Origin of the sequence: Pseudoalteromonas sp. XMcav11-Q (assembly GCF_040104525.1) — a bacterium.
In the GTDB taxonomy this organism is placed as follows: Bacteria; Pseudomonadota; Gammaproteobacteria; order Enterobacterales; family Alteromonadaceae; genus Pseudoalteromonas.
Genome location: NZ_JBECOX010000002.1, coordinates 456,264 through 482,826 on the forward strand (window position 1 = coordinate 456,264; position 26,563 = coordinate 482,826).

Annotated in this window: 17 protein-coding genes; 15 read left to right on the top strand and 2 right to left on the bottom strand. The window is 42.0% G+C overall.

The window, feature by feature from the left end; all coding sequences use genetic code 11:
- Positions 1-4: 4 nt before the first annotated feature.
- Complete coding sequence (locus ABMY45_RS05445; RefSeq protein WP_349288552.1) at positions 5-7,147, bottom strand: Ig-like domain-containing protein; 7,143 nt, start codon at positions 7,145-7,147, stop codon at positions 5-7.
- A gap of 506 nt (positions 7,148-7,653) precedes the next feature.
- Here ABMY45_RS05445 and ABMY45_RS05450 point away from each other — a divergent pair.
- The 6 genes from ABMY45_RS05450 to ABMY45_RS05475 all read left to right on the top strand — a co-directional run bounded on the left by ABMY45_RS05450 (position 7,654) and on the right by ABMY45_RS05475 (position 14,160).
- A complete protein-coding gene (locus ABMY45_RS05450) occupies positions 7,654-9,657 on the top strand; it encodes an alpha-amylase family protein (protein WP_349288553.1) in 2,004 nt (667 codons plus the stop codon).
- A 179-nt stretch (positions 9,658-9,836) separates the two neighbouring features.
- Complete coding sequence (locus ABMY45_RS05455; protein WP_102058483.1) at positions 9,837-10,391, top strand: type 1 glutamine amidotransferase domain-containing protein; 555 nt, start codon at positions 9,837-9,839, stop codon at positions 10,389-10,391.
- A gap of 62 nt (positions 10,392-10,453) precedes the next feature.
- Positions 10,454-10,918, top strand: a complete 465-nt coding sequence (locus tag ABMY45_RS05460) for a pyridoxamine 5'-phosphate oxidase family protein (protein ID WP_010369644.1) — start codon at positions 10,454-10,456, stop codon at positions 10,916-10,918.
- Positions 10,919-11,134: 216 nt separating this feature from the next.
- Positions 11,135-11,992 carry a mechanosensitive ion channel domain-containing protein gene (locus ABMY45_RS05465; protein WP_010604290.1) on the top strand — a complete coding sequence of 286 codons (858 nt, stop codon included), beginning with the start codon at positions 11,135-11,137 and terminating at the stop codon, positions 11,990-11,992.
- 9 nt (positions 11,993-12,001) lie between these two features.
- Entirely contained in the window at positions 12,002-12,829 is an 828-nt protein-coding gene (locus ABMY45_RS05470) for a magnesium transporter (protein ID WP_174169440.1), read from the top strand.
- Positions 12,826-14,160: a magnesium transporter gene (locus ABMY45_RS05475; RefSeq protein ID WP_174169439.1), complete on the top strand. Its 1,335-nt coding sequence runs from the start codon at positions 12,826-12,828 to the stop codon at positions 14,158-14,160. The genes ABMY45_RS05470 and ABMY45_RS05475 overlap by 4 nt, the downstream gene beginning before the upstream one ends.
- A gap of 57 nt (positions 14,161-14,217) precedes the next feature.
- Here the strand turns inward: ABMY45_RS05475 and ABMY45_RS05480 are convergent, their stop codons facing one another.
- On the bottom strand, positions 14,218-14,430 hold the full coding sequence (locus ABMY45_RS05480) for a cold-shock protein (protein ID WP_010369631.1): 213 nt from the start codon (positions 14,428-14,430) through the stop codon (positions 14,218-14,220).
- A 475-nt stretch (positions 14,431-14,905) separates the two neighbouring features.
- On the opposite strand from ABMY45_RS05480, the gene ABMY45_RS05485 reads away from it, so the two are divergent.
- From ABMY45_RS05485 to ABMY45_RS05525, 9 genes are all read left to right on the top strand, one after another.
- Positions 14,906-15,985, top strand: a complete 1,080-nt coding sequence (locus ABMY45_RS05485) for a DUF4150 domain-containing protein (protein WP_174169438.1) — start codon at positions 14,906-14,908, stop codon at positions 15,983-15,985.
- Between the two features lie 3 nt (positions 15,986-15,988).
- On the top strand, positions 15,989-19,216 hold the full coding sequence (locus tag ABMY45_RS05490) for a hypothetical protein (protein ID WP_349288554.1): 3,228 nt from the start codon (positions 15,989-15,991) through the stop codon (positions 19,214-19,216).
- Positions 19,206-20,171, top strand: a complete 966-nt coding sequence (locus ABMY45_RS05495; RefSeq protein ID WP_349288555.1) for a hypothetical protein — start codon at positions 19,206-19,208, stop codon at positions 20,169-20,171. The genes ABMY45_RS05490 and ABMY45_RS05495 overlap by 11 nt, the downstream gene beginning before the upstream one ends.
- An 87-nt stretch (positions 20,172-20,258) precedes the next feature.
- Entirely contained in the window at positions 20,259-21,221 is a 963-nt protein-coding gene (locus ABMY45_RS05500) for a hypothetical protein (RefSeq protein WP_349288556.1), read from the top strand.
- Positions 21,222-21,239: 18 nt separating this feature from the next.
- Positions 21,240-22,211 (top strand): hypothetical protein, encoded by a 972-nt coding sequence (locus ABMY45_RS05505; RefSeq protein ID WP_349288557.1) that lies wholly within the window; start codon positions 21,240-21,242, stop codon positions 22,209-22,211.
- A 544-nt stretch (positions 22,212-22,755) separates the two neighbouring features.
- On the top strand, positions 22,756-23,202 hold the full coding sequence (locus tag ABMY45_RS05510; RefSeq protein ID WP_349288558.1) for a hypothetical protein: 447 nt from the start codon (positions 22,756-22,758) through the stop codon (positions 23,200-23,202).
- A 236-nt stretch (positions 23,203-23,438) separates the two neighbouring features.
- The gene (locus ABMY45_RS05515; RefSeq protein WP_349288559.1) at positions 23,439-24,284 is read left to right on the top strand and encodes a hypothetical protein; all 846 of its coding nucleotides are present in this window, start codon (positions 23,439-23,441) and stop codon (positions 24,282-24,284) included.
- Between the two features lie 287 nt (positions 24,285-24,571).
- Positions 24,572-25,543, top strand: coding sequence for a hypothetical protein (locus tag ABMY45_RS05520; protein ID WP_349288560.1), 972 nt, complete (start codon positions 24,572-24,574; stop codon positions 25,541-25,543).
- Positions 25,544-25,575: 32 nt separating this feature from the next.
- Positions 25,576-26,535 (top strand): hypothetical protein, encoded by a 960-nt coding sequence (locus tag ABMY45_RS05525; RefSeq protein WP_349288561.1) that lies wholly within the window; start codon positions 25,576-25,578, stop codon positions 26,533-26,535.
- Positions 26,536-26,563 lie beyond the last annotated feature (28 nt).

The following is a 26,563-nucleotide window of genomic DNA, read 5'->3' on the forward strand; positions in this document are numbered from 1 at the left end:
GTCGTTAACGTGTTATAGCTTGCCACCGACGAATTACTACAAATGCAAGGCTGAGCCAAATCAACCATACCGGCATACTACCACTATCACTCTTGTTCGTGACGGTATCAGTAGGTGCTTTGTTGACTGTAATATTCACACTACCTTGAACACTCGCTTCACCATCTGTGATTGTGTAGGTAACGGTTTCACTGCCAACAAACCCAGCATTTGACTGATAGGTTAAGCTGTAATCAGCATTAACTGCGACACTACCGTGCTGTGCCGTTGCCTCAGTTACTTGCAGCGTATCGCCATCGCTATCACTGTCGTTTGCTAGAACATTAATGGTAATTGGCTTTCCAGAAACAACTGTTGCAACATCGGAAACCGTTATGGGAGCCGTATTGGCAACTACAGTAATTACTACGCTCGCTCCTGCGGTTCCTCCATTACCATCGGTTATGGCGTAACTCAGCGTATCTACTCCGACATACCCCGTGTTTGGTGTATAGTACAGAGTATTATCTGGATTAATTTGTACATCGCCAAAGCTTGCTGAAGCATTTGCTACGGTGAGCATATCTCCATCAGCATCAGTGTCATTCGCTAAAACATCGATAGTAATATTAGTGTTCCACTTCATACTAATTGTATCGTCTAGCGCTACAGGCATCTGATTATTAGATAGCAGTACACCGACACCACCTGGATCCACAATACTACCGTTTGCTTCACCATCGTCATCATTGATACCACCATCTTCTATCTGAAGTTGCACACACCAATGTCCTTCTGTCAGGCCCTCAGACCAGCTTTCATCTCCTGGAGGAGGACAAATGCCAGACTCACCTTCCGCACTAAAGACGAGGTTATTTGCGTCTTCCACAAAGTTCACCCAAAGACCTGAGGACGCTTTAAACTTACGATATACAGCATCTCTTGGGATAGGTAGGCGCTGTGGCATCACTAGCTGATATACTTGACCTGCTTTCGGTAGCCCGTAAGCAATAAAGTCAAACAAGCCGCCAGTGATTTGTGCATCATCATCGTTACCTAGTTGTGAATTACCCTCGTCATCTGTCATCAGTAGGCCACCGGTTTCACCACTAGCAGTAAACTCGCCCTTACGTAAACAGACTCCAGGGTTACCTTCGACTAAGAAGCCGTCCTGCGTCACTACTTCCTGAGGCATAACGTTACACTCGGTGATAGCGTCTTGGAAATCAGGGATCCCGTCTCCATCATCATCGGCGTAACCCTCTTGACTATCAGGGATAAGATCGCCATCCGTATCTTCCGTATCAGATAACTGTTGCAATGACTGGGTCACTTGAATAAATACGCTCTCACTATCTTGCGCACTACTAGAGTCAGTTGCTGTATGCGTGATCTTGTATGTCCCCGCTTGCAGTTCTTGAGGGTTAAAGCTTAGTTGCAGTGTGTCCTCCGTATATTGATCGGAAGTCATACCTGTTACTTTCCATGCGTTCGTCACTGTGTCGCCAGCATTTGGATCGGCCACCGTTGCAACGACAGATACAATTCCTTCATCTTGGCTAACGGTTAATCGGTTTTGGTTATTCTGAGTCACAACTAGTGAGACATCCGGCGCAATATTTTGCTCGCTCACTGTAATAGTGGTTTCCCGTTTTGCACCAAGGTTAATACCGTTATTTAAGCTGACCGTGATCGTCTCATCGCCCTCAAACTCACCATCTGCAACTGTTTGAATTGAAATGTTGGCTTTCGTGCCCGAGCTTATCGTCACCGAGCCGCTACTCAAGTCATGATCAACACCAGATATTGCACTACCTGTTACGGTATAATCGACAGTTACAGGATATTGCGGAGCAGGGCCATTTAGTAGCACTTGAATATCTACCTTACTGCCTTCAGCAATGGTTTTATCTTTACTCAACGACACTAGCGGATTCACTCTCAACAACTGTTGATCTGTTCCTAAGTTACCGTTTGCGTCTGTTGCTTGCCAGTAGACGTTATGCTCTCCTGGTGCAAATATGGTTTTACCTTCTGTAAGCGTAACGGGTAAAGGCTCACCGCTGCTATTAAGTGCTGTCGCAGTACCCAGGTTTACCTTGGTAAATAGCCCTGTCGCATTAATCTCTAGATCTGCTGGGGCGGTGACAACAGGAGGTTCACCATTGACTGCACCACTTATTTCTAATAGTGCATTTGCTTTAGCTCGACCACCATGACCATCACGAATGGCGTAGTTCAAAGTCACAGAGCCTGCGAAGTTACTTGGCGCAGTGTACTGTAGTGTATTGCCAACCACACTTGCGCTACCTAAACTTGCCTTTACGCCTTCAATAATGAGGGTATCTCCATCAACATCCGTATCATTGTCTAACACATTCAGGGTGAATGTATTGTTGGCGCTACCATCAAGCTGGAAGTTATCGTTGTTGGCAATAGGCAAGTCATTTACAGCTGTGATAGTTAATGCAACGGTATAGCTATCACTTTGCAGTTCTCCATCGCTCACTGAATAGGTAAAGCTATCTTCCCCATTGAAATCAGCTTCTGGTTGATATACCCAGCCTGTAGCATTATTGGTTAATGATCCATTTGTCGGCTGACTACCAATTGTCAGCGTTAAGGTATCATCTTCAGCATCTTGTAATGTCGGCTGAATAGTCAAAGAGGTATCTTCTTTAACAGTGAGCGAAAGGTTTTCACCTGTTGGTGCCGTATTCTCTGCAACCACTTCAAGGTTAAATGCTGGTAAACTCGCATTGTCAGTACCGTCACTAACGCTGATTTGAATACCGCTAGTCGTACCAATATCTGTCTCTGACGGAGTACCAGATAGCTCACCGGTTGATGCTGAGAATAGAGCCCAGCTTGGCTTATTAGTGATCGTAAAGCTTAATGTGTCCTCATCTTCATCCGTTGCAGCAGGTACAAAGCTATAGTTTTCTCCCACAGTGACTTTCACGCCGGGTGTACCACTGATAGTTGGCAAGCGATTGATGTTTATTACCCTTATTATGAAGCTTAGGTCGTCACTTTCTGTACCATCGGTGACACTAATAGTGATGATGTGTTGTTCGCCACCATCGCTAAAGGAGGGGGTACCAGATAGTGTACCCGTTGTACTACTAAACGTTGCCCAATCAGGTGCGTTGCTAATGCTAAAAGTAAGATTATCATTGTCTTGATCAGAAGCTGTAGGTGTGAAGCTATAAATTACTCCCTCATTCACAGTGGTTGCTGGCGTACCCGTAATGGTAGGTGCGCGATTTACATCTGTTACAGCGATTGAGAAGGTCAGATTTTGAGAGGCGCTACCGTCACTGACTGTAATGACTATGCCACTGTAAGTACCTGCCTGATTGAAGTTAGGAGTTCCAGTTAATGCCCCAGTAGTTGAACTAAATGATGCCCAGATCGGCTTGTTGGCAATAGAGAAGCTTAGGTTGTCATTATCAGGGTCACTTGCGGTTGGTGTGAAATTATAAGTACCGCCTTCAAGCACTGAAGTGGATGGAGAGCCACTAATTGAGGGTGAACGGTTCACATTTACAACATTAATATTAAAGTTCAGCGTTTGTGTTGCACTGCCATCGCTAACTGTTACTACAATACCGTTGTAGTCGCCAGCATCAGTAAAGCTTGGCGTGCCGCTCAAGGCTCCTGTACTGGTACTGAAAGTGGCCCAACTTGGTTTATTGGTGATACTGAAAGTAAGCGTATCTCCATCAGGATCAGAGGCTGTTGGAGTAAAGCTATAACTGCTATTTTCATCAACACTAGTCGCTGGTGTCCCACTAATACTTGGTGTGCGGTTCACGTTGACGACAGTAATATCAAAATTTAAGGTATCACTGGCTGTGCCATCACTCACTGTAATAACAATACCATTGTATGCACCTGCATCGGTATAACTAGGTGTTCCCGTTAAACTGCCGGTTGAGGTGCTAAAGGTTGCCCAGCTTGGTTTATTGGTGATGCTAAATGTTAAGGTGTCGTTATCTTCGTCGGTTGCGGTAGGCGTAAAACTATATGCAACGTTTTCGTTGACGGTCGCCGCTGGAGTACCGCTGATAACCGGTGCTTTATTTAACTCAACAATAAAGCTAAATGTTTGATTGGTAATTGCGGTAACACCGTCTTCCAAGCCATCCTCTAGTGAAAAGACAAAACTGTCACTCGTATTTTGAGAGTCGTCGTGGGCATAAAATAAGTTGCCATTTTCAATATCAGCTTGTGTGAACGTACCATTGCTGCCGAGCGCTTCACCACTGTCTAAGCTGTCATTACTGTTGGCATCAACAAAGAGGCTTCCGTGACTTGGCAAGGTAGTTACTGTGTACGTTAAACCTGTACCACTGTCATCAACATCGCTTGCAGACAGAGCTGAACTCGTGATGTTTATTGTTGTACCACCATCTAAGGTTAAACCCGTGTTAGTTGCGACAACGGGCGCATCATTGACGTTTGTAACCGTAATGGTAAAGCATTGCTCGCTGGTTTCAGTACCGTCGGAAACAATTAAACAAATATAGTGATCGCCAACATCGTCATTGCTAGGCGTACCCGTCAACGTCGTCTCTGCCGGTGATATTTTTCGAATTCGATGGTTGCCGGTATCTGCAACATAAACGATGCCATTGCTGTCTACTGCAATACCAAAGGGTTGGCTGAAGCGTGCCACACTCGCTAAACCATCTGTACTTCCTGAGACTCCGGCACTTCCTGCAAAAGTGGTTACTACGCCTGCACTGGTTATCTTGCGAATAGTGTGGCCCGTTTGCTCGGATACATAAAGGTTATCGGCGCTGTCTAGTGCGATATCGTATGGCTTATTAAAGCTTGCTTGCGTTCCTGTGCCATTAGCCGAACCCGCCGATCCCGTTCCTGCAAAAGTGGTTACAACACTTGCCGAGGTGACTTTACGAATAGCGTGATTGTTGCGGTCCGCTATAAATAGGTCGTTGTTGCTACTACTACCGCCATTATAGGGGAAGTTGAATTTTGCCGATGTTCCTGTTGCATCAGTAAACCCAGAAGACCCTTTACTACCCGCAAACGTGGTTACGACGCCTGCAGGGGTTATTTTACGAACGATATGAGGGTTCGTTTCTACGACAAATAGATTTCCGTTGCTGTCAATCGTGATACCTGTTGGTGCAGCAAAAGTGGCTGCTGTGCCAGTTCCGTCCGTGCTGCCAGGAGAACCACTGCCTGCAAAGGTAGTTACGACTCCTGCCGGGGTGATCTTACGGATTTTATTGTTTGAAGAATCTGCAACATAAACATTGCCAGAAGCGTCAACTGTTACGGCTTTGGGAAAGTTAAATGAAGCAGCACTACCAGTGCCTTCATCAGAGCCTGCGGTTCCAGAACCTGCTAGTGTAGTGACAACGCCCTCAGGTGTAATTTTACGGATCACATGGTTACTGTAATCGGCAACATACACATTGTTGTTACTGTCGGTTGCAACGTCATAAGGAGATTTAAATGAGGCGGCAGTCCCAGTTCCATCGGCATAACCAGAGCTTTGACCTGCAAGTGTAGACACCGTTGCTTCTGTGCTTGTATTTAAGCTTAGCCAACTTGGAAGCGGGGTGCTAGCCGAGACAGAAACGGTGATATCATCTTTGTCAGGGTCGCTGGTGGCTATTGAATATTTGTACACTGAATCCTCAGTTGATGCAGTGACCGCTGTGGAAGTAAAGGTTGGCTTATCGTTGACTGCCGTGACGTTCACGGTGCTGGTTGCTGCATCACCATCAACGGTACCATCATTCGGCGTAACCGTGAGCGTCATTGCCGCTGTGTTGTCGGTTTCCGTGGTGATATTTAGCTTAGTCGTCACATCGAGATAGGTATTAAGCGCAGCCGCTGACCCACTTAATGTCATACTTGCAGTGCCACTTCCCGCCACTGTGACGCTGCTCACTGTGCCATTGCCATCGGTGCTTGCGATGGTGCCACTGTCCAGAGCCAAGGTAACCGTTAAGTTGTCATCTTCGTTATCAGCTAAGACGACCGCTGATAGATCAACCGTAGTTGCGACATCTTCTGTCACAGTAAAGCTTGCTGGTAAGTTACTAATTGTAGGTGCGGTATTGGAAATATTGGCATCTAAATAGGCTGATTCATGCCATGCGACACAAATTAAATTCAGTGCGTTGTTACAGGGCACACTGCCTATTAAGGTATACCAACTGCCGTTTTGGTTGGCAACACCTTTGACAGTATTAGAAGGTGAGGTTCCGCCCGAACAGTTATTCGCAGCGTTAAAAGTGCCTCCCGAATCGGAGAAACTCCAAAAATACTTAACGTTGCCCGAATTTTCTAGCATGTCGGACGCATTACTATTAAGGGCGCTAAGTGTGCCGTTGACAAAGTCATCCCAATTGGCGTCAGCAAGCTTAGTGCCTCCGCTATTAAAAACATTAACACTAGGTAGACTGTAATTAGTGTCAAGGCTGGCGATGTCATCGGATGCAGAGAATGAAATTACAGCATGTGCTCTAACCGGTCCATTACTTACTGCTGTTGAAGCAGAACTATCAATAATATTGTTTAGACGGTTATGCTTGCGTAGAAATTTACTTTTGCATAAGGCATCTGCTGTGGTTCTTGCTTCTGCAGCAGTTGCTCCAAAGTAGCCATTGCCCAGCTCGCTGGTCTGATCTGCGTAATCAAATACAATGAGTTTATCAGAGGCTGGTAGCTCAGTGCCGTTACTAACGTAGTAGGCTTCGAACACTTCAGGTCTTATCGAGTTACTCGCAGGCAATAACGCAACGACGCCGTTGTAGCTGGCAAGGTCACCTCCAGAGAGCGTAACATGGTAAATTGAGCTGTTACCTGAGTCGACGGTGACTTGTGTGATTGATGCGGTTGTTTTACTACCTGTATCAATAGTTGTGTCGTTATTGGTGTCTTTTTCATCGCCCAGAATCGTAAAGTCACTGGCGGTTGGCGCAACGGTATGTGCGTTAACAAAGGTGACTTTAAAGACTAATTCATCTGCATTGGTAGTTTCGTCAGTTGGTGTGAGCCTTTCGACTTTTTGCCAATTTTCGAGTGCAAATGCGGATGAGGTTAAGGCGAAAAATATACTGCCAGCTATGCAGCTGCTAGAGACAATCTTACGAACACGGCTTAAAAGTGAGCGCTGTGTAATCATAATGACCCCTGAGTGGTTCAGTTACTAGGTTGATAACATTTATAGAACTGCTTCGGATGACATCTCTGTGGGCTTTTTATACAAAGATGTCATTTGAGTGTAGTTGATGTTTTGAAGCTTGGAATGACTCTTATAAAAATTCGTAACCTAAAACAGAAACTTAGGGAAATTCTTGTTTTATTTGTAACAATAGCTTTATGTCTATCAAAATAAAAAATAAGAAAAAAACACTATTTAATGTTGTTTTTTTGTATTTTAAAGCGCTTATTTATGTAATTATTTAATTGTTGTTGCTTTGTTAATTGCAATTTTCATGTTCTCGCATATCGCGAGCAAGGATTCAGTTGCTAGAGGAGTTCATTCATTGCTGAAGCTAAAATACTACTCGGTGTTTATGCTATTTCTTAGTAAGGCTACTTGTTAGTAAAACTAATGCATACGTATTCAGTAGATTGTTTAGCTAGGAATTCTATATTGTTAATCTTGTGTGAATAAGAGGCGCAATAATGAAAAATATAAAACTAAACCAAATTGCAGCGGGTGTGTTGTTAACATCCAGTTGCGTTACACCTGCACATGCAGCTGAAGGCGACCCAACAACATTCGTTCATTTATTCGAGTGGTCTTGGGCAGATGTTGCGACGGAGTGTGAAACATTTTTGGGGCCAAAAGGCTACGCGGCTGTGCAAGTATCGCCACCCAATGAGCATATCACAGGTGATCAATGGTGGACTCGTTATCAGCCAGTCAGTTATGAGATAGCGAGTCGTAGTGGTAGTCGAGCCGAATTTGCCGATATGGTCGCAAGGTGTAAATCTGCCGGAGTAGACATCTATGTTGATGCCGTTATAAACCACATGGCCCATGGCAGCGGCATCGGAGTTGCGGGTAACGCTTTTGGCAACAAACAATATCCTATCTATAGTCCACAAGATTTTCATAGCACCTGTGCAATAAACCCTGAAGACTACGGTAATAATGCATGGCGAGTACAGCACTGCGAACTCGTAGGGCTTCATGATTTAGACACTGATGCGAGCTACGTACAAAATATCCTAGCGGGCTTTTTAAACGATTTACAGTCTCTGGGCGTGGCAGGGTTTAGGTTAGATGCAAGCAAGCACATGCCTGCAAGTGATATTGGCGATGTGTTAGCCAAGTTAAATCAACCAGCGGTCGTTTTCCAAGAGGTGATTGATCAAGGAGGTGAGGCGGTTTCTGCTTCTGAATATCATCAAAATGGCTTAGTCACCGAGTTTAAATACAGCATTAAACTGAGTGAGACATTTAAGCAAGGCAAGTTGGCTTGGTTAAAAAGCTTTGGCGAAGCTTGGGGTATGATGCCAAGTTATAAAGCCGTGGTATTTACAGACAATCATGACAACCAACGCGGGCACGGTGGTGCAGGCTCTATCGTTACCTTTCATGATGATAAACTGTATGATTTAGCAAATGTATTTATGCTGGCATATCCTTATGGTTATCCTAAAGTGATGTCGAGTTACGAGTTTAATGGCGACACCGATGCTGGCGGCCCTTCGGTGCCTGTTCATCAAAACGCTAACCTCAACTGTACTAGTCAACTATGGCAGTGTGAGCATCGTCGCCCAATGATTGCAGGTGCGATGCAGTTTAGAAATCATACTAATGGCAATTGGACGGTGGCAAATTGGTGGGACAATGGTAATAACCAAATTGCATTTTCCCGAGGTGATTTAGGCTTTGTCGCTATTAACCGAGAATCTTCTAGTATGGTTCAAAGCCTGCAAACGGGGCTTGCAGCGGGCACCTATTGTGATGTGCTAAGTGGAGGTATCGGCCAAGGAGACTGCGCGGGTAGAAGCATCGAAGTTGATACCAATGGTTACGCACAAATTAATTTAGCTGCTATGGATGCCTTAGCCATTCATCATCAAAGTAAACTGGCAACACCACCAGAGATTGGTGATTGGCAACGCACATTAGTCTTTATTAAAGCAGAAACGCAATCTGGTCAGGATATGTTCGTCCGAGGTGGCCTTGATCATGCCGCAGCATTGCAGCGCGGGGTTGATTGTAGCGCCGACCCTACGCTTTGCTCTTTACCTGTCAAACATTTGAACATGCGAAACATGACAACTGCGTCTTGGAAAGTGGCTGATAACAGGCTGGATTGGCTAGCGGCTGAAGCAGGGCAGTCTAGTGATGCCCAAGGGAGTCCTCTGGATTGGACAACCAATATGTGGCCTGCTAGCTGGGGCGCGGAAAAGCGTTACGATAGCGATGGTTTTGGCGTCATGTCACTCAATCAATGGGGAGCACATTACTGGTTGCTGGAAGTAGAAATGGACTGTAGCAAAACATTCAACGGTTGGTTTGAAGTAAAAGCATTCGTTAAAAATGGTCAAGGCTGGGAAGGGGATATTAACCAACAAGACACGCCATACACGAGCAATAATCACTTTGCTCAATGCGGGAAATTGAACGTGTTTGAGTTTGGCACAAACTCAGCCTCTATCTCTTCATTATAATAAAGATGGACTAGGGCTAACCTAGTCCAGATTTACATTCCTCTGTTCTGTAAAGATTACATCCAATCAATACACTAATCTTTAATATTTATATATTTCATAAGGTTATATGATGGTATTGATTCTGCATAAGTATCCGCATCTACCTCTACACCAGCAACGTATTGAAGGAGAGAATGATGACGGAGTCAGACAATATTTCAGTCGCGATCTTAGCCACTGACGGGTTCGAACAAAGTGAGCTAATTAAACCTAAGCAGGCGCTTGAAAGCGCTGGATTTAATGTTGATATCATTTCATTAAAAAAGGGAGATATTACCGCTTGGGATGAAGACAATTGGGGTGAGAAAGTCGCCGTTGATTTAACCTTGGATGAAGCCATACCCAGTAAATATGCGGGGCTCGTTTTACCGGGCGGGTTATTCAACCCTGACAGACTAAGGCAGGAAAAATCTGCGGTTAAATTTATACAGGCCTTTTCACAGTTTGGAAATAAGCGTCCAATTGCGGCGATATGCCACGGCCCTTGGCTGTTAATCGAAGCCCAGTTGGTAGAGGGAAAAACGCTTACCTCTTTCCCAAGTATCAAAACCGATCTTAAAAATGCAGGTGCAGACTGGATTGACCTTAAAGTTGCGGTAGACGACAACTTGATCACAAGTCGCAATCCAAATGATCTTGATGCTTTTAATGAAGCAATTATTGAGGCTCTGCAACAAGATACTATCAATTAATCGAAAGAGTGGGTTTGTGCCGTTTCAAGCAGACGCTAATTGATATAAATAAGGAGAAGATAATGTCAGACATAAAGAAAACTTTTTGGGAAGCGCTAGACAGCAGCCCCAATGTGATGATTGGTTTGAGTGATGACAATAATCACCATGAGCCAATGCGAGCACAGTTGGATAAAGACGCCAACGGCGAGTTTTGGTTTTTTACCAGCAAAACAAATCGTATTGCTAAGTGTGGCAAAGCAACCGCACAATTTTCCAGTAAAGGGCATAATGTATTCGCTTGTATTCGCGGACACTTAATCGAAGAAACAAGACAAGACGTACTTGATGCCCATTGGTCAAGGCAGGCAGAGAGTTGGTTTGAAAAGGGTAAAGATGACCCAGAGCTTATCATGCTCCGTTTTGAACTGGACGATGCTGAAATTTGGCATGTTAGCCCTGACTTGAGCGGCTTATTAAAACTAGCCGTGGGCAAAAATGTGGAACCGGAAGAAATGGGTGAGCGAGAAACCATCCGCTTTAGGTAGCTATATCACCCAATGTAAAGAAACAACTAGGGCGCAAAGACGGTACTTGTTTTTGCGCCTTAATTGCTTCCATTCTCTCAAAAATGTTCCCAAACGTATTGTTAGTAGTTTAAATATTTAGGACTTAGGGGAATTCTCTGGACAACGGCTAACGCTGTGATAACAATGAATGTATTGATTTAAAAGTAAGCTGTTTTAGCGAATTCAGGAGTTTACATGGCCACCGAGGGTACCTTTGATAATTGGCAACACGCCTTATCTGCCAGTTACGAGCAATTAATCAATCAACTTGTGACTCATACGCCGCAACTATTGGGTGCGGCACTCATGCTGTTTGTCGGTTGGATAGTGGCCTGGCTATTGAGCAAGCTGACTATTTCGTTATTTAAGCTTTGCAATCGTGCATTGGCGGGTTTAAGTCAACGAGTGCAAACCGAACAAACGCTTCAGCTAAATCTAAAACACGCTCGATTAATAGGGAAAACCGTGTTTTGGGTCACGATGATGTTTTTTATCGCAGCGGCCACATCCAGCCTTGGCTTAAACTTCTTCAGTGATTGGATCTCCTCGCTACTCAGTTATTTACCAAATCTACTCGCTGGGATATTTATTATTGTTGGTGGTTATCTGCTTGGCAATTTGGCCAGTGCTATGGCAAGAGCCGGAGCGCAGTCCGTTGGGTTTGCGCGAGTTGAAGTCGCGGGTAACATAGCCAAGCTCGCGATTCTATTTACCGCAACGGTAATAGGTATTGAGCAATTAGGGATCAATATTCAATTCGTGACCAATATGGTGGTGGTGCTGACAGGCGTATTGTGTGCAGGAGTTGCGTTGGCCTTTGGTCTTGGGAGTCGAGAGCTAATCGCAAATACCGTTGCGGCAAAACAAGCGCTGCGTCACTGTCGAATTAACGATCAAATTGAAATTGCAGGCGTTTCAGGTACGCTCACCGAAATCACAGCAACGATGCTAGTGATTGAAACCCAAAAAGGGAGAACCCTAATACCGGCAAGGCAATTTTTGCAGGACTCGGCACATATTACCGCGACACACAGCCATTCAAGTAAGCAGTAGGGAGGCTCTATGTCAGCGTTAAACCTCAAAATTGCGCAACACTTTTTACAAGAGGAGCCGGCAGGCGCCGCGCGCTTACTTTCTTTGCAAACGCCAGATGTCGCTGCCAAGTTACTAAAAACGTTATCAAATGAAGTTGCGTTAAACGTGCTTAAAGTCATGCAGCCCCGCAGTGCAGCGGAAATTCTGATAACGCAAACGGATGTGGATATTGCGAGATGGCTTGGCAAAATGAAGTTGGCTGATATTGCTGCTATCTTTAGGCATTTACAGGATGAAGAACTTGCCCGTTTTCTTAACCTCATCTCAGTAAGACGACAAACACTCTGTAAGATGTTGATTAGCTACCCTGATTATACTGTGGGAGCATGGGTTGAAACGGACGTATTAATTCTTGAAGAAACAATGACAGTTGAGGAGTCACTGCTGCGCTTAAAAAAACGTGACTATATCGGGTTTACGCTAGTTTATGTGGTAAATCAGCATCGCCATGTGGTGGGTCAGCTATCACTAACTCATTTGCTTCGCAAAGCGCCGCAACAGAAAATTGCAGATTTAATGGATACTCACGTTGTTTCTCTAAGTGGTTATACCGAGTTGCATAGTGCATTGAAATCGCCCGTTTGGGCACAACAAGATCAGGTTGCGGTTGCTAATCGAAGTGGTGATTTTATTGGGGTATTGCCACATCACAGGGTGAGAAGTGCACTTGTCAGAATGGATGAAACACAAGACAAGCCAAGCGAATCTTTAGATTTGTTAGATGCCTACACCAGTTCGTTTGCCAGCATGTTAGATACATTGGTGCCAGTTAAGGTCAGGGGAAATAAGCGATGAGCGTAGCAAAAGATACATTAGATTCAGCGGTAGAGCAGCTCAGTGATGAGTTTTTAAGTAAGTTTCCGCTCAAAAGTGCGCAGCTCCTCGGCACTTTACCTCCAGACGAAGCCGCTGAATTATTACAACAGCAGGCACAACATATCATTTATCGTTTATGGAAATATTTGCCGCCGGGAGCCGCTGAACAAATTTTCCAGCAATTCCCTGTGGAATATCAAGCACAATTTATCGCGAGCCTAGATAGCCATATTGCGGTCGGGCTTTTGAATAAACAGTCGCAGGAGGCGCAGCAGGTACTACTTGCTAAATTAAAGGAGCAGCATTCAACCATAGCGAATGAACTTAGCGAGTTGCTGGTTTTTCCTGAAAATACCGCTGCGAGAATGATGAACAAAAAGGTGCAAGCGTTTTACTCAGATACAACACTACGTGAAGTGCTCGCGCAGCTGAAGCGATTAGACGGTAAAGTGCCAGACGTCATCTACGTATTAAACGAGCAGCAGGATTTAGTGGGTGAGACAACACTCAATGTTTTAGTGGGAAGCTCCTCAAGTAAAACGCTAATGCAGGTTGCGACACCGATCCGAGTCACGCTAAATGTGATGGATCATAAAGATCAGGTCGTGGAAGCGTTTGAAGGGCACAAAGTGCGAGCAATTCCAGTACTTGATGCGCAGCAACAGCTAGTTGGGCAGATCCGATTTTTTGATGCCTATCAGTCAACCAAAGAAGATTTAGCGAGTGATATGCAGACCATGGTAGGTGCAAGTAAAGACGAAAAAGCCCTATCAAGTAGTTGGTTTGCAGTAAAGAAACGGCTTCCGTGGTTACAAATTAACTTGTTAACCGCATTTGCAGCCGCTGCCGTAGTGGGGGCATTTGAGGGATTGATTGCTCAAGTTACCGCTTTAGCTATTTTGCTGCCAGTAGCGGCTGGGCAGTCGGGTAACGCAGGGGCTCAAGCTTTGGCTGTAACGATGCGAGGCTTAACACTACGAGAAATTTCAACGCGACACTGGTATCAGGTGATGCTAAAAGAAATGATGGTTGGGCTGTTAAATGGCATAGCAATAGCGGTTACTTGTGGCATTGGCGTATATTTGTGGAGTCAATCACTCGGCCTTGCACTTGTTATTGCGCTGGCGATGATATCGTCTCTTGTCATTGCGGGAAGCTCAGGTGCCATTGTACCAATAGCATTGAAAAAATTTGGACTCGACCCTGCGCAATCTTCATCAATTGTACTTACGACAATTACAGATATAGCGGGTTTTATGTCATTTTTGGGGATTGCGTTGTTACTGTCAGATATGTTGCCGAAAGGCTAAGTGAGGAATGGGGGAGTTCGTAGAGCTAGTGCAGGCACTAGCTCTGAGCAATACGTATTAGTTAACTACTACGTTGCTTGCTTGAGGACCTTTCTGGCCTTCTTCAACTGTGAAAGACACTGATTGGCCTTCAGTTAAAGTTTTGAAACCGTCAGAAACGATAGCACGGAAATGTACGAATACGTCTTTACCGCCGTTTTCTTGAGTGATGAAACCAAAACCTTTCTCTTCGTTGAACCACTTAACTGTGCCGTTTACTGTGTTAGACATAATTGAAACCTTTTTCAAAAAATTAAATATGTGGTGAAAATCACCGATAAAGCGATAGATAAAACTTAGCTAGTAACGCATTGGTATATCTATAAACGACTTTTTAAAAAAAAGAGTATCAAGAAAAAACAGTGCAGCAGTAGTAAGTGCTCTAAGTATCTAAAGCCTGCATATAGTATAGCGTTCTGACGGCGCTGTCCAATGAAGTTTGCAACTTTTTTGTTTAAAAAACGAGCGAAAATGAATTTTGAGCGGATTTATTAGTGTAACTTTGATTGGAATGGACGAATTTAAGTTAAGTATGTGTTTGCCTGCCTAATCGAATAGAAGGACTTACTACATCATCTTTTAAAACATTACCAACTTTAATCTTACGTTAATTTTTGTACGTTTAGGCTTTTGATTCATTCTTGATTAAGGCAACGATTTTGTGTGCTACATCAGGAAACAAATAGAGACTAACAAGGAGTGTGTTATGAGCTTTATCGCGGCAGTAAAAGGTAAAGAGCCTGATTCGATTCAGTACGATCAAGATGCAATGTCGGCAACGCTTCGAGTAGGTGGGAGCGTGTCGTGGCGACATAATAATCCTGCATTGTTAAAGCTTACTATCGCAGCGAAAAATAATGGTGCCATTGGCTGTGTAAATGGGATAGCCGTATTTCCTGACAAAGCCAGCGGTGAAAACGCATTTATAGATGAGATTGCGCGCGCTAAATATGGCGATATGATGCTGGGTGAAATGATAACCGAGTTTGTCAGTGACTATATTGTCCCACCGCCCAAGTGGAACGACGAAAAAAACGAGCCAATTTTACCTCATCAAGAGCCAGAAACTGGCATGGATATGCACATGCCCATTGACAACCCTCGGGCATTTTTAGATTTGGTTGAGCGCAAAATAGGATGGCAAGCTGGCACTGAGGAACAAATTGAAAAAGATGTAGATAGCGAAGCACAACAAGTCGGTATCGTAAGCGGCCAAAACGTATTAATTAATGGTCGCACTGCAGTCCATAAAGACAGTGGTGGCATGCTAAATACCATAGATGTGTGCTGGACTAAAATTGGTAAAGTTGTCGTGCCAATTCCTTATAGCAATCTCGCTAAGTCGGGTGATGCAGCGAGCACCGCAAGCTCAGTAAAAATTAATGGTAACCCTGCAGCCAATATAAAAAGTAACTTTTCAAAAAGCACAGGTGACCAACCCGGTAAAAAGAAAGGCATTGCCAGCGGTACAATCAAAGGCAAAGCAGAGTTTATTACCAGCTCTTTTGATGTGTATATCGAAGGAAAACCCGCCGTGCGCCAAGGAGATCTTATGATCTCTAACAGCAAAAATACGCCACCTTCTCCCTTGAATCAACCTGGTGGTGCGACCCCTAGCTCACTGTCAGTGGCGAAAAGAGATGCAACGGGTACTGAACAAGATCCAATCCAAAGTGCATTTGGTTTAAATAATCAAAGTAGCCGTAGTCTTATCTCACAGGGAAATTTCGTGACAAAGCAAGGCGCAAACAAACAACAAAAAAAACTAGAACAGGGAGGGCAATAAAGCATGGGCGCACATATTTTTAATACGGAACTCAACGACGAGCAAGCACCTTGTACGCTGGAATTGCAACTTCAAGGATTAAATGGCAAAGATTGTACAGTGCCACTTGGTTTTGCTGAAGTTCAACGAGCGTCATCACCAAAACCGGATGACCAAATTCCTTTTGTAGAGACGGTAGAGTTACGTGTATTCTCAGAAGCGTCGCTTGATATTAATAAAGCAAAGGCACCAGAATACGTGCCCATGTTTAAAGATCAAAAAGAATTTCAAGAAGATGAGCCGGTTGGTTACTACTACTTTTTTGTTAATGGTTATTTGTGGCGAGAAATAGCTGCCATTTCAGGTGGCATGCTCAGTGAAGTTGACCTTCGCGAATATCACGGTCAAAGCTTCAGGCCCAACAACGGCACGCACATGCCAAGACTCACGCTACCAATTCGCGCAAAAGGCCTCTTCTCAGACGCAACTTCTGTCGAAACCATGACTTATCAAGTTGCCTTTTCGCGCGTGCAATGGTCGTGGGATTACATCAGCGCGCTTGGAGATATGAAACCTGATGACAGCCGCTTTGATAAAAAGCCGATGACGTCAAAATGCCCAGACGAAGGTAAAGCCTCGACCTATCGTAGCGAGCGGATGCAAACCATCGATTTTTCATCAGCCCCCAATTGGGACAGTATTGAAAACCTAAAAGCCAACGAAGACGGCGAACCCTGTATCTATTTGCATGACGTTTTGGGGATTGTACAAAATTTAAAACTCGAGGGTGATGTCTTATATCTGGCGTTTGTGCAGCATCAAAACCACCTAGCTTCCCAAGACTTCTACGATTCCGCACTCCTTGCCTCAACCATGTTTGCAAACCCTGAGCTTTTTGAATCTAAGATGGAAACTTATCAAGTGCGGGGGTTCGATGGACCAGAAACTAGACATAACTTAGTATATACGAAGAATGATAAACAATCAGAAGCAACACGAAAGATAGGCGAGAGCCTAAGTCTTGAAAAGCTGCAAAAGCATTTAGTCCACACGCCGAAAGAACTACCGAACCTCATCACTAAAATTAAGCAATTTTTACGCTTTAGAGAGGAGCTTCTTCATTTTTTTGAGGGTAAATACGGTGAACAAAAAGAGATTAATCTGGCGGATACCTGTCGAAATAATCAGATAGCGCCACCCACCAGCTTCACCGCCGCCTACTGGGACTTGAGCCTTTTGTCTCCGCTTGCTTATCGAAATGCATTTGAATGCGCATACGGGCACTTAAATAGCTTAAATATTTCTGAAAAAACATTCCCTATTTACTTTCCCGCATTGGTTGACCATCAAGTCCGCAAGTTTATTGCTGAAAAGCTTAAAAAAATTCACGAAGGTTATAAAGATTTCACTTCGGAGCTTCACGCGGACGATAACTCATGGTTATGCATTCAATTTACGCCACAAGAAGATTTGTATGGCGAGGATTTAAAATCAGAAAATTACATCGTTGATAATATTCGAAGCGAGTTTGGTGCTTATAACCCTGAGAAACTTACGCAAGCAGCGTTTGAAAAAGACATAGATAAAAACGAGTATCCCTTTTTATTTCTTGAGCTTAGATTTCTCCAAGTAGTTGAGAAAGGGCTAAGTGAAAACCTCATATACTGGCAACAAAGCTTCGCAAATAGGACGCTTGCAGATGCCAATCAGTATATAGGTTTCTATCATAAGGTAGGAGCCATCGCAAAAAGTGCTAGCTTAAGTACTTTTAGTGATATTGAATTGCACGATTTTAATAATGTACCAGCCAATCGCGTAGTCATCACAGCACCATTGACCAAGCACCCCTTGTTTGAAGCCTTTAAAATACAACAAAGAGATATAGATAAAGCGAAAAAACAAGAACGAACAGTGATACCAGAGGCCGGTGAACAACATGCTAAATCTGAGCACGCTTTAACAAAGGCTTTGGCAGCAAGAAAGGCGGGAAAGCCTATTCATGGTAACCATATTGCAACGATAGCTACGCGACTTCGCAATGAACTTGAAGGCTACAAGACGTTTAAAACCTTGCCTGCAAGTGTGGTGAGAGCTGAAATTGAAAATATGCTAGATGAAGTAATTGATATTGAAGGAACCTTTAAAGATCACACGAGTGTAGGAGGTAAAGTACTCACCAGACTCGCATCCAACTTTTCTAGGGAAGAGATTTATGAAGAGAACATTATAAGAGCGGAACGAGGTCTCAAAACAATTAACTATACACCACGTCAAGTAACCGAATTTGAGGGAAAACGCTTTGCCTCTATTCCACTTGCTTTGCTCACGGGGATCACAGTCATTAAAACCTATATGGACTATGAGAAAGAGTTTGCGGAGGAAAAGGGTGGAATTGACTATCAAGGCGCTAAGCATTTTTCTCTAGTCGTAGGAGGGTTAGTCGCTGTAGGAACGGTGTTGGAAAACTACGATAAATCAAAATTCACTCAAGCAATTACAAAGAATTACGCAAATACATCGGATATAAATGTTAAAATTACTGCGTTAAGAATTGTAGGAGCAGCAGCAGGAGTTGCCGCCGCTTACGTGCAATTTTGCGATTCAATAAAGCTTTATGAGAAGCGTGATATAGATGCAGCTGTAGCTGGGGTAATGTCAGCCGGTTTGGGGCTCGCTAGTGCTCTTTGGGGCGCTTATTTTGTGGCAATGGGGCCTATTGGTTGGATGCTTTTTATTGGTTCGATAGTATTTGCGATCTTATCCGCAATGTGGACTGACTCAGAAATAGAAAGATGGTGTAAACGCGGTATTTTTAGTAGTGCTAATGTTAAACTTGAGGAACTACAAAAAAGCAAAGATAAAGAAGAAAAAGCCTTTAGCAACCCCCAAAAATACCTTTTGCATATTATGAAAATAATCTTAAAGCCTGTGGTGGAAATTAATAAGGTAGGCGTGGGAAAGTATATTGTTGAGGTCTACCCATCTGATTTTATTAGCGGTACTTCAGAGCTGGAATTATCAATGAGCTTTTTGTCAGGCTTAGGAGGTGATCCATATAACCGACTAAGACAAGGAGACTTAAAAAAAGTCACAGGTCTAGATAATTACAAATCAACCTATGATAAAAATAACAAAATGACTAAGGCAAGCTACTTTATCTCGGTTGATGAAAGTTATATCAACAAGGTGAGGTTTGCTTTGAGCTTTAGGTTTAACAATGAAATAACTACTAAAGGGGAGTATGATGCTTGACTCTTTTCATTACAACTATTATTTGACTATAAACTCCTTTGGGTTTTATAGAAAAAGAGCTGGTGTTTGCTTTACAGCAGATATGATAACTGGTGTCTGTGGTAAAAGATTTAATAAGCCGCATCGTTTTAAAAGCTGCACTAGCGGTAATTCGATTGTTAGAGTGGTATTATTAAGCCCTTTTCTTTTATCAACAACTGCATTGTTGATATTTTTAACAGCGATTATAGTTGGTGTGTTCACCGAACAGGAATGGTTTCACATGCTCGAAGCAATAGGTTGGCTAATACCTATTAATTTTGCGCTAGTAAATCTTACCCCCTACCTGTCAACTTTTGTAAAAGAAAAATGTGTTTATTTTGACAGAGAAAAACAAAAAGTATCGTTTACTTTGGATATACCCCATTGCACAGAGCGAGATGAGTTCGGGAATTGTTGCTTTGATTACTCAGAGATAAACTTACGCTATCAACGTGTTTATACCAATGAATATGGTGCAATGACATACGCACCAATAATCAGCCATAAAGATGGACAGAAGTTCCCAAAAGCCAAAATTACCGCCATCGTAAATGAAAATGGAAGAGTGCCGATAGAGTGCCTTATGTTATTTGAAGATATCCGCCGCTTTATGGATAAAAGCAAACCACTCCCAGAGTCGCCTGAATATGAAGGGTTTAGGCATCTAGACCCAGTTACAGCGGAGCATGATAAAGCGATAGGAAGACCTGCGAGCTATTGGAGCGAGATGTCACTCGAACAGCAGTTAGAGATAGCGAATAAAATATATGAACCAATCTACGAGCTTAATGAGGAGTTTCCTAAAAAGCCACTGCCAGAGATGAAAGAGCCGTGGAAGCACTGGAAACCAGATGGTAAAAAAGGAGAGGGTGAAGGTTTGAAGCGTGAGTTCTTACTAATCGCCATGCAATTATTTACAGCAAAACCAATGTAAAAACAGACTCAAGATCAGTTAAGCTGATGGTAGTCAAAAAAGTGTAGAAGTTAAAAACTTCAAGGAACAAAAAATACAAGGAGAGTTATGCTTGATTCTTTTCATTACAACTGCTACCTGAATGCAAATACATTTGGAGCTTACAACAAAAGGGCAGGCGTAAGCTTTACAGCGGGTATGATTGATACCATTTATGATAAGCGATTTAATGAACCACATCGTTTTAAAAGTTTTGCTAGCGGTAACTCGATTGTTAGAGTGGTATTATTAAGCCCTTTTCTTATCTCGTTAACATTTATGATTATATTTGTAGGTGCAATGCTCGTTGCTCTCTTTTCGGGAGAGCTTCAAGCATACCATTTTCAGCTAATAGCGCTACTAATGGTGATAAATTTAGTGTTAGTCAATCTTACGCCCTATTTGTCGACCTTCGTTGGAGAAAAATGCGTTTATTTTGATAGAGAAAAACAAAAAGTATCGTTTACTTTGGATATACCTCATTGTACTGAGCGAGATGAGTTTGGGCATTGTTGCTTTGGTTACTCAGAGATAAACTTACGCTATCAACGTGTAACTACAGATCAGTATGGTGCAATGACCTATGCGCCAATCATTAGCCATAAAAATGGGCAGAAATTTCCCAAAGCCAAAATTACTGCCATTGTTGATGAGAACCCTCGTAGCCCGATAGAGTGCCTAATTTTATTTGAAGATATCCGTCGCTTTATGGATAAAAGTAAACCACTCCCTGAGTCGCCAGAATATGAGGGGTTTAGGCATCTAGATCCAGTTACAGCGGAGCACGATAAAGCGATAGGTAGACCTGCAAACTATTGGAGCGAGATGTCGTTTGCACAACAAGTTGAGATCGGAAATAAAGTATACGAACCCATTAAGAAGTTGAATGAACAATTTCCGAAAGAGCCACTGCCGGAGATGAAAGAGCCATGGCTACACTGGAAACCAGATGGTAAAAAAGGAGAAGGGAAAGGGTTGAAGCATGAGATCCTACTAATCGCCATGCAATTATTTACAGCAAAGCCGATGTAAAAGTGGCTCGGTATTAGTATGAGAACTACACGTTATAATGGTTTTTTCGAAGAGTACAATATATTGCACTTTATGGGGGAGAGAAAAAAAGGGTTGGCTTTATTTGACAGTGAAACGGATGGAGAGGATTTTCAAACGATCCAGCGGGAAATGTGGCGATTTCACTTAGTGTTAGATGAAGGGGGGTTTAAACGGTTTTTGATGTTTTTACCTCTAGGTTTATGCGGTGGACTATGGTTTCTCTTGTTATTTAATATTGTGTTGTATTTTTTTTCGGAAGATATCACTAATGAAGGGTTAATTGAACTTTTTTCTGGGCGATTTTTATTTAACTTAGTTATTTCGCTTTTTTTACTGAATATTTATCCATACTTTTTGAGAATGTTGGGGCATAAATATGCCTACTTCGATAGAGTTAAACAAACCGTTAGTTTTAGTTTTGATGTTGGCACAGACGAGCTGGATGAGTTTGGCAATCAGTGTTTTCCATGGCTGGATATAGAAGCGGAAATTTTTGAGCAAATTGGCGATATGGGAGTCCCACGTTTTTTTGTCCGTTTAGTGCACAAAGATCGTGATAAATACCCAAAGGTAAACCTTTGTATGGATGTTGTGGGAATACAAAACTCAGCTATGTACTGTCATTTAAGGTGGGAGTTGATTATCCGACATATGGATAATACTAAACCATTACCAGATATTCCTATTTATGAGCTTGATAGAAGCAAAGATGATTTGACGAGGGAGTTTGATAAGCAAAACAATCGACCAAAGCTTTTTTGGGCTGGGTTTAGTTTGGGAGAGCAGAGTCGATTAAAACGACTTTATGAAGAAGACGCAGCAGATTTTAACTTCACTTACGGCCCTGAACGTGAGGAAATTGTAAAGCCTTGGTTAAAATGGAAACCAGATCTGACTCAAGAGCAGGTCAATAAAAAGCAAAGCTTTATAAAAGTCGCGTTAATACAGGTTCTAACAAGGTTACCATAACGGTTGCTACAGCTTTTTCAGGGAGGAAAATAGTGAACACACTTCAGAAAAATAGTTTCTTTAATCGGTTTTATAGTGAGCATAGCTTTAAAGGTGGGCTAAGTAAAAATAGGCATGGTTTGGCAATTTATAGAAAGTTTCATAAACCAAATGAAAGTAGCTACTTTAATTCAAAGCAAAGATATTTGTACATAGCAAATCCTCAAAGTTTAAGATTGATTCTGCTTCTTCTTCCTGCTTGGATTTCTGTCGCATTTTGGCTCTACCTATTTTTAAACTTATTGATTCTTATGGTCGAGGGTGAATCATTTTTTGGGGTATACTGGTTGTCATACCAATGTATTCTATTTTAGTTCTAAATTTTACAGGTTTATTTTATGATCGAATAAAATATAAAGGAGTTTATTTCGATCGAGTAAATGGAATGGTTAGCTTTACATGGGATATAAGTAATGCTGAAGAATTTGATGGTTTTGGTAATCCAACATTCGACTGGGATAATATAGAATGCCGAATTAAAAATTAGTTTGGAGCGCTAGGTATTATGAAAGCGTTTATTGAAATCAGACATAAAGACTTAGAGCGTTACCCGAATGCGAAACTAACAATAAATGCCTCTGGTGATACGTCGAAGCCTGTACGGTGTTTTTTGGAGTGGGAGTCGATTGTTAGGCACATGGAGCAAGATAAACCTTTACCAGATACACCGGAATACGAGCTGTATCGAGAGTTGGATCCGATCACGAAATCGTTTGATGAAAGTAATGGTCGACCAAAAGGCTTTTGGACACAATTTAGTCTTGAACAACAAAGAGAAATTGAAGAGCAAATATTTCAAGAGGCTTTAAAATTTGACTGGTCTGAGGGCAAAGTTCAACCAGAGATTACAAAGCCTTGGGAAGTATGGACCCCTGATCCCAAACGGCCACCCAAGCCAAGAGGTATGTTCACCATGATAATGTTACAGCTAGTACTTTGCTATCCTGAGTAAAACTCCAAGGACATTCTTAACTTTACCCTCGATGGTGATATTTTGGATGTTGAATTAACGCCATTTATAAGAAGAGATGGATTTAAAATTCCTGTTAATTATAAAGAATATGAAAGCTAGGGGCGAAATTGAAAGTACTAACTAGGGTATGCTATTTTAATCGATGTTTTAACGCTGAAAACTTTTATGGATGTCTATCTAGAGAGCGATTTGGTTTGGCCTTTTATATAATGTTCATGAAAAGGAAAGAAGAAGATAGTAAAAATCGTTTTATTTTCATTCATGCTCATCAAGATTGGTCATTTTATATTTTTGCACTCCCTTGCTTTGTATCTGCGTTGATGTGGTTTGCACTTTTTGGGAAACTTATTTCTTATTTATTTATTGGAGGTGATTTCTATTGGCCAGTGTTAATAATTCTTCCAATTTATTCAATATTTTTTGTTAACTTGTTAGGGTATTTAAAGTCTTTTAAACCCAAAAACGGTGTGTATTTAAATCGTGTAGAACAAACGGTAAGCTTTGCGTGGAAAATTGATGGTGAAAAAGATATTCCTTCAGGTGCTAATTTAAGCTTTAATTGGGAGGATATTGTTTGCAAACAAAAGCAAAATGTTGGCTCCGCAGGCTCTATGGTAAGTGTTTTAGAGTTAAGTCATCATAACTTAGAATCGTTCCCAAATGCAAAGATGACGTTGCCTTTAGGTTTGGATAATACATCAATGCCCATTAATAATTATCTAATGTGGGAATATATCGTGAGGTACATGGATATAAGTAAACCACTACCTGACTCACCTGAGTTTGAGCTATTTCGAGAACTTGACCCTTTGACTGCCAAATTAGATGAAAAAAATAAACGCCCGAATAGATTTTGGACACAATTCAGCCTTGAACAGCAAAGAGAAATTGAAGAGCAAATATTTCAGGAGGCTTTAAAGTTTGACTGGTCTGAGGGCAAAGTTCAACCAGAAATTACAAAACCGTGGGAAGTATGGACCCCTGATCCCAAACGGCCACCCAAGCCAAGAGGTATGTTCACCATGATAATGTTACAGCTAGTATTTTGCTATCCGGAATAGGTGTTGTGGATAGCTTTTAACTTTTGATGCTTTTATGGGACGTTTGCAACGCTAGCGTATATAGCCTCATACAAACCTAGATTGATTTAGTCTGCGCTCCGGTCATCAACATGGAAATATAAAATGAAAAATGCATCAATCGACTTTTATAGTATGTTGTATTCGCCTACGATAAATATTCAAAGATTTTTTAGTGTTTTTAAAGTGTAGGTAAGTATGTCTCCAACCAATGAGTTAGGGGGCTTCCTGCTCATTTTTATTGGTCAAAAGCTGGTGATGATATTAGTATGAGAACTACACGATATAATGGGTTTTTTAAAGAGTGTAATATACTGTACCTTATGGGGCCGAAAGAAAAGGGAGTAGCCTTACTTAACGATGAAACGGACGGAAAGATTTTTCAAAATATAAAAAAGGATGGGTGGCGATATCATTTGGTGTTAGATGAAGGAGGGTTTAAACGCTTTTTGATGTTTTTACCTCTTGGTTTATGCTGTACATTATGGTTTTTTTTGCTTTTGGATTCTGTAGGTTATTTTCTTTATGATGATTTTACATTTGAAGAGATAATTGAGCTCTCTGCTGGTCACTTTGTTTTCAACGTAGCTGTTTCACTTTTTTTTCTAAATATTTATCCATACTTTTTGAGAATGTTGGGGCATAAATATGCCTACTTCGATAGAGTTAAACAAACCGTTAGTTTTAGTTTTGATGTTGGCACAGACGAGCTGGATGAGTTTGGCAATCAGTGTTTTCCATGGCTGGATATAGAAGCGGAAATTTTTGAGCAAATTGGCGATATGGGAGTCCCACGTTTTTTTGTCCGTTTAGTGCACAAAGATCGTGATAAATACCCAAAGGTAAACCTTTGTATGGATGTTGTGGGAATACAAAACTCAGCTATGTACTGTCATTTAAGGTGGGAGTTGATTATCCGACATATGGATAATACTAAACCATTACCAGATATTCCTATTTATGAGCTTGATAGAAGCAAAGATGATTTGACGAGGGAGTTTGATAAGCAAAACAATCGACCAAAGCTTTTTTGGGCTGGGTTTAGTTTGGGAGAGCAGAGTCGATTAAAACGACTTTATGAAGAAGACGCTGCAGATTTTAACTTCACTTACGGCCCTGAACGTGAGGAAATTGTAAAGCCTTGGTTAAAGTGGAAACCAGATCTGACTCAAGAGCAGGTCAATAAAAAGCAAAGCTTTATAAAAGTCGCGTTAATACAGATTCTAACAGGGTTACCATAACGGTTGCTACAGCTTTTTCAGGGAGGAAAATAGTGAACACACTTCAGAAAAATAGTTTCTTTAATCGGTTTTATAGTGAGCATAGCTTTAAAGGTGGGCTAAGTAAAAATAGGCATGGTTTGGCAGTTTATAGAAAGTTTCATAAACCAAATGAAAGTAGCTACTTTAATTCAAAGCAAAGATATTTGTACATAGCAAATCCTCAAAGTTTAAGATTGATTCTGCTTCTTCTTCCTGCTTGGATTTCTGTCGCATTTTGGCTCTACCTATTTTTAAACTTATTGATTCTTATGGTCGAGGGTGAATCATTTTTTTGGGGTATGCTGGTTGTCATACCAGTGTATTCTATTTTAGTTCTAAATTTTACAGGTTTATTTTATGATCGAATAAAATATAAAGGAGCTTATTTCGATCGAGTAAATGGAATGGTGAGCTTTACATGGGATATAAGTAATGCTGAAGAATTTGATGGTTTTGGTAATCCAACATTCGACTGGGATAATATAGAATGCCGAATTAAAAATGAGTTTGGAGCGCTAGGTATTATGAAAGCGTTTATTGAAATCAGACATAAAGATTTCGAGCTTTACCCGAATGCGAAACTAACAATAAATGCCTCTGGTGATACATCAAACCCAGTACGATGTTTTATGGAGTGGGAGTCGATTGTTAGGCACATGGAGCAAGATAAACCTTTACCCGATACACCGGAATACGAGCTGTATCGAGAGTTGGATCCAATCACTAAGTCTTTTGATGAAAGTAATGGTCGACCAAAAGGCTTTTGGACACAATTTAGTCTTGAACAGCAAAGAGAAATTGAAGAGCAAATATTTCAGGAGGCTTTAAAGTTTGACTGGTCTGAGGGCAAAGTTCAACCAGAAATTACAAGGCCTTGGGAAGTATGGACCCCTGATCCCAAACGGCCACCCAAGCCAAGAGGTATGTTCACCATGATAATGTTACAGCTAGTATTTTGCTATCCGGAATAGGTGTTGTGGATAGCTTTTAACTTCTGAT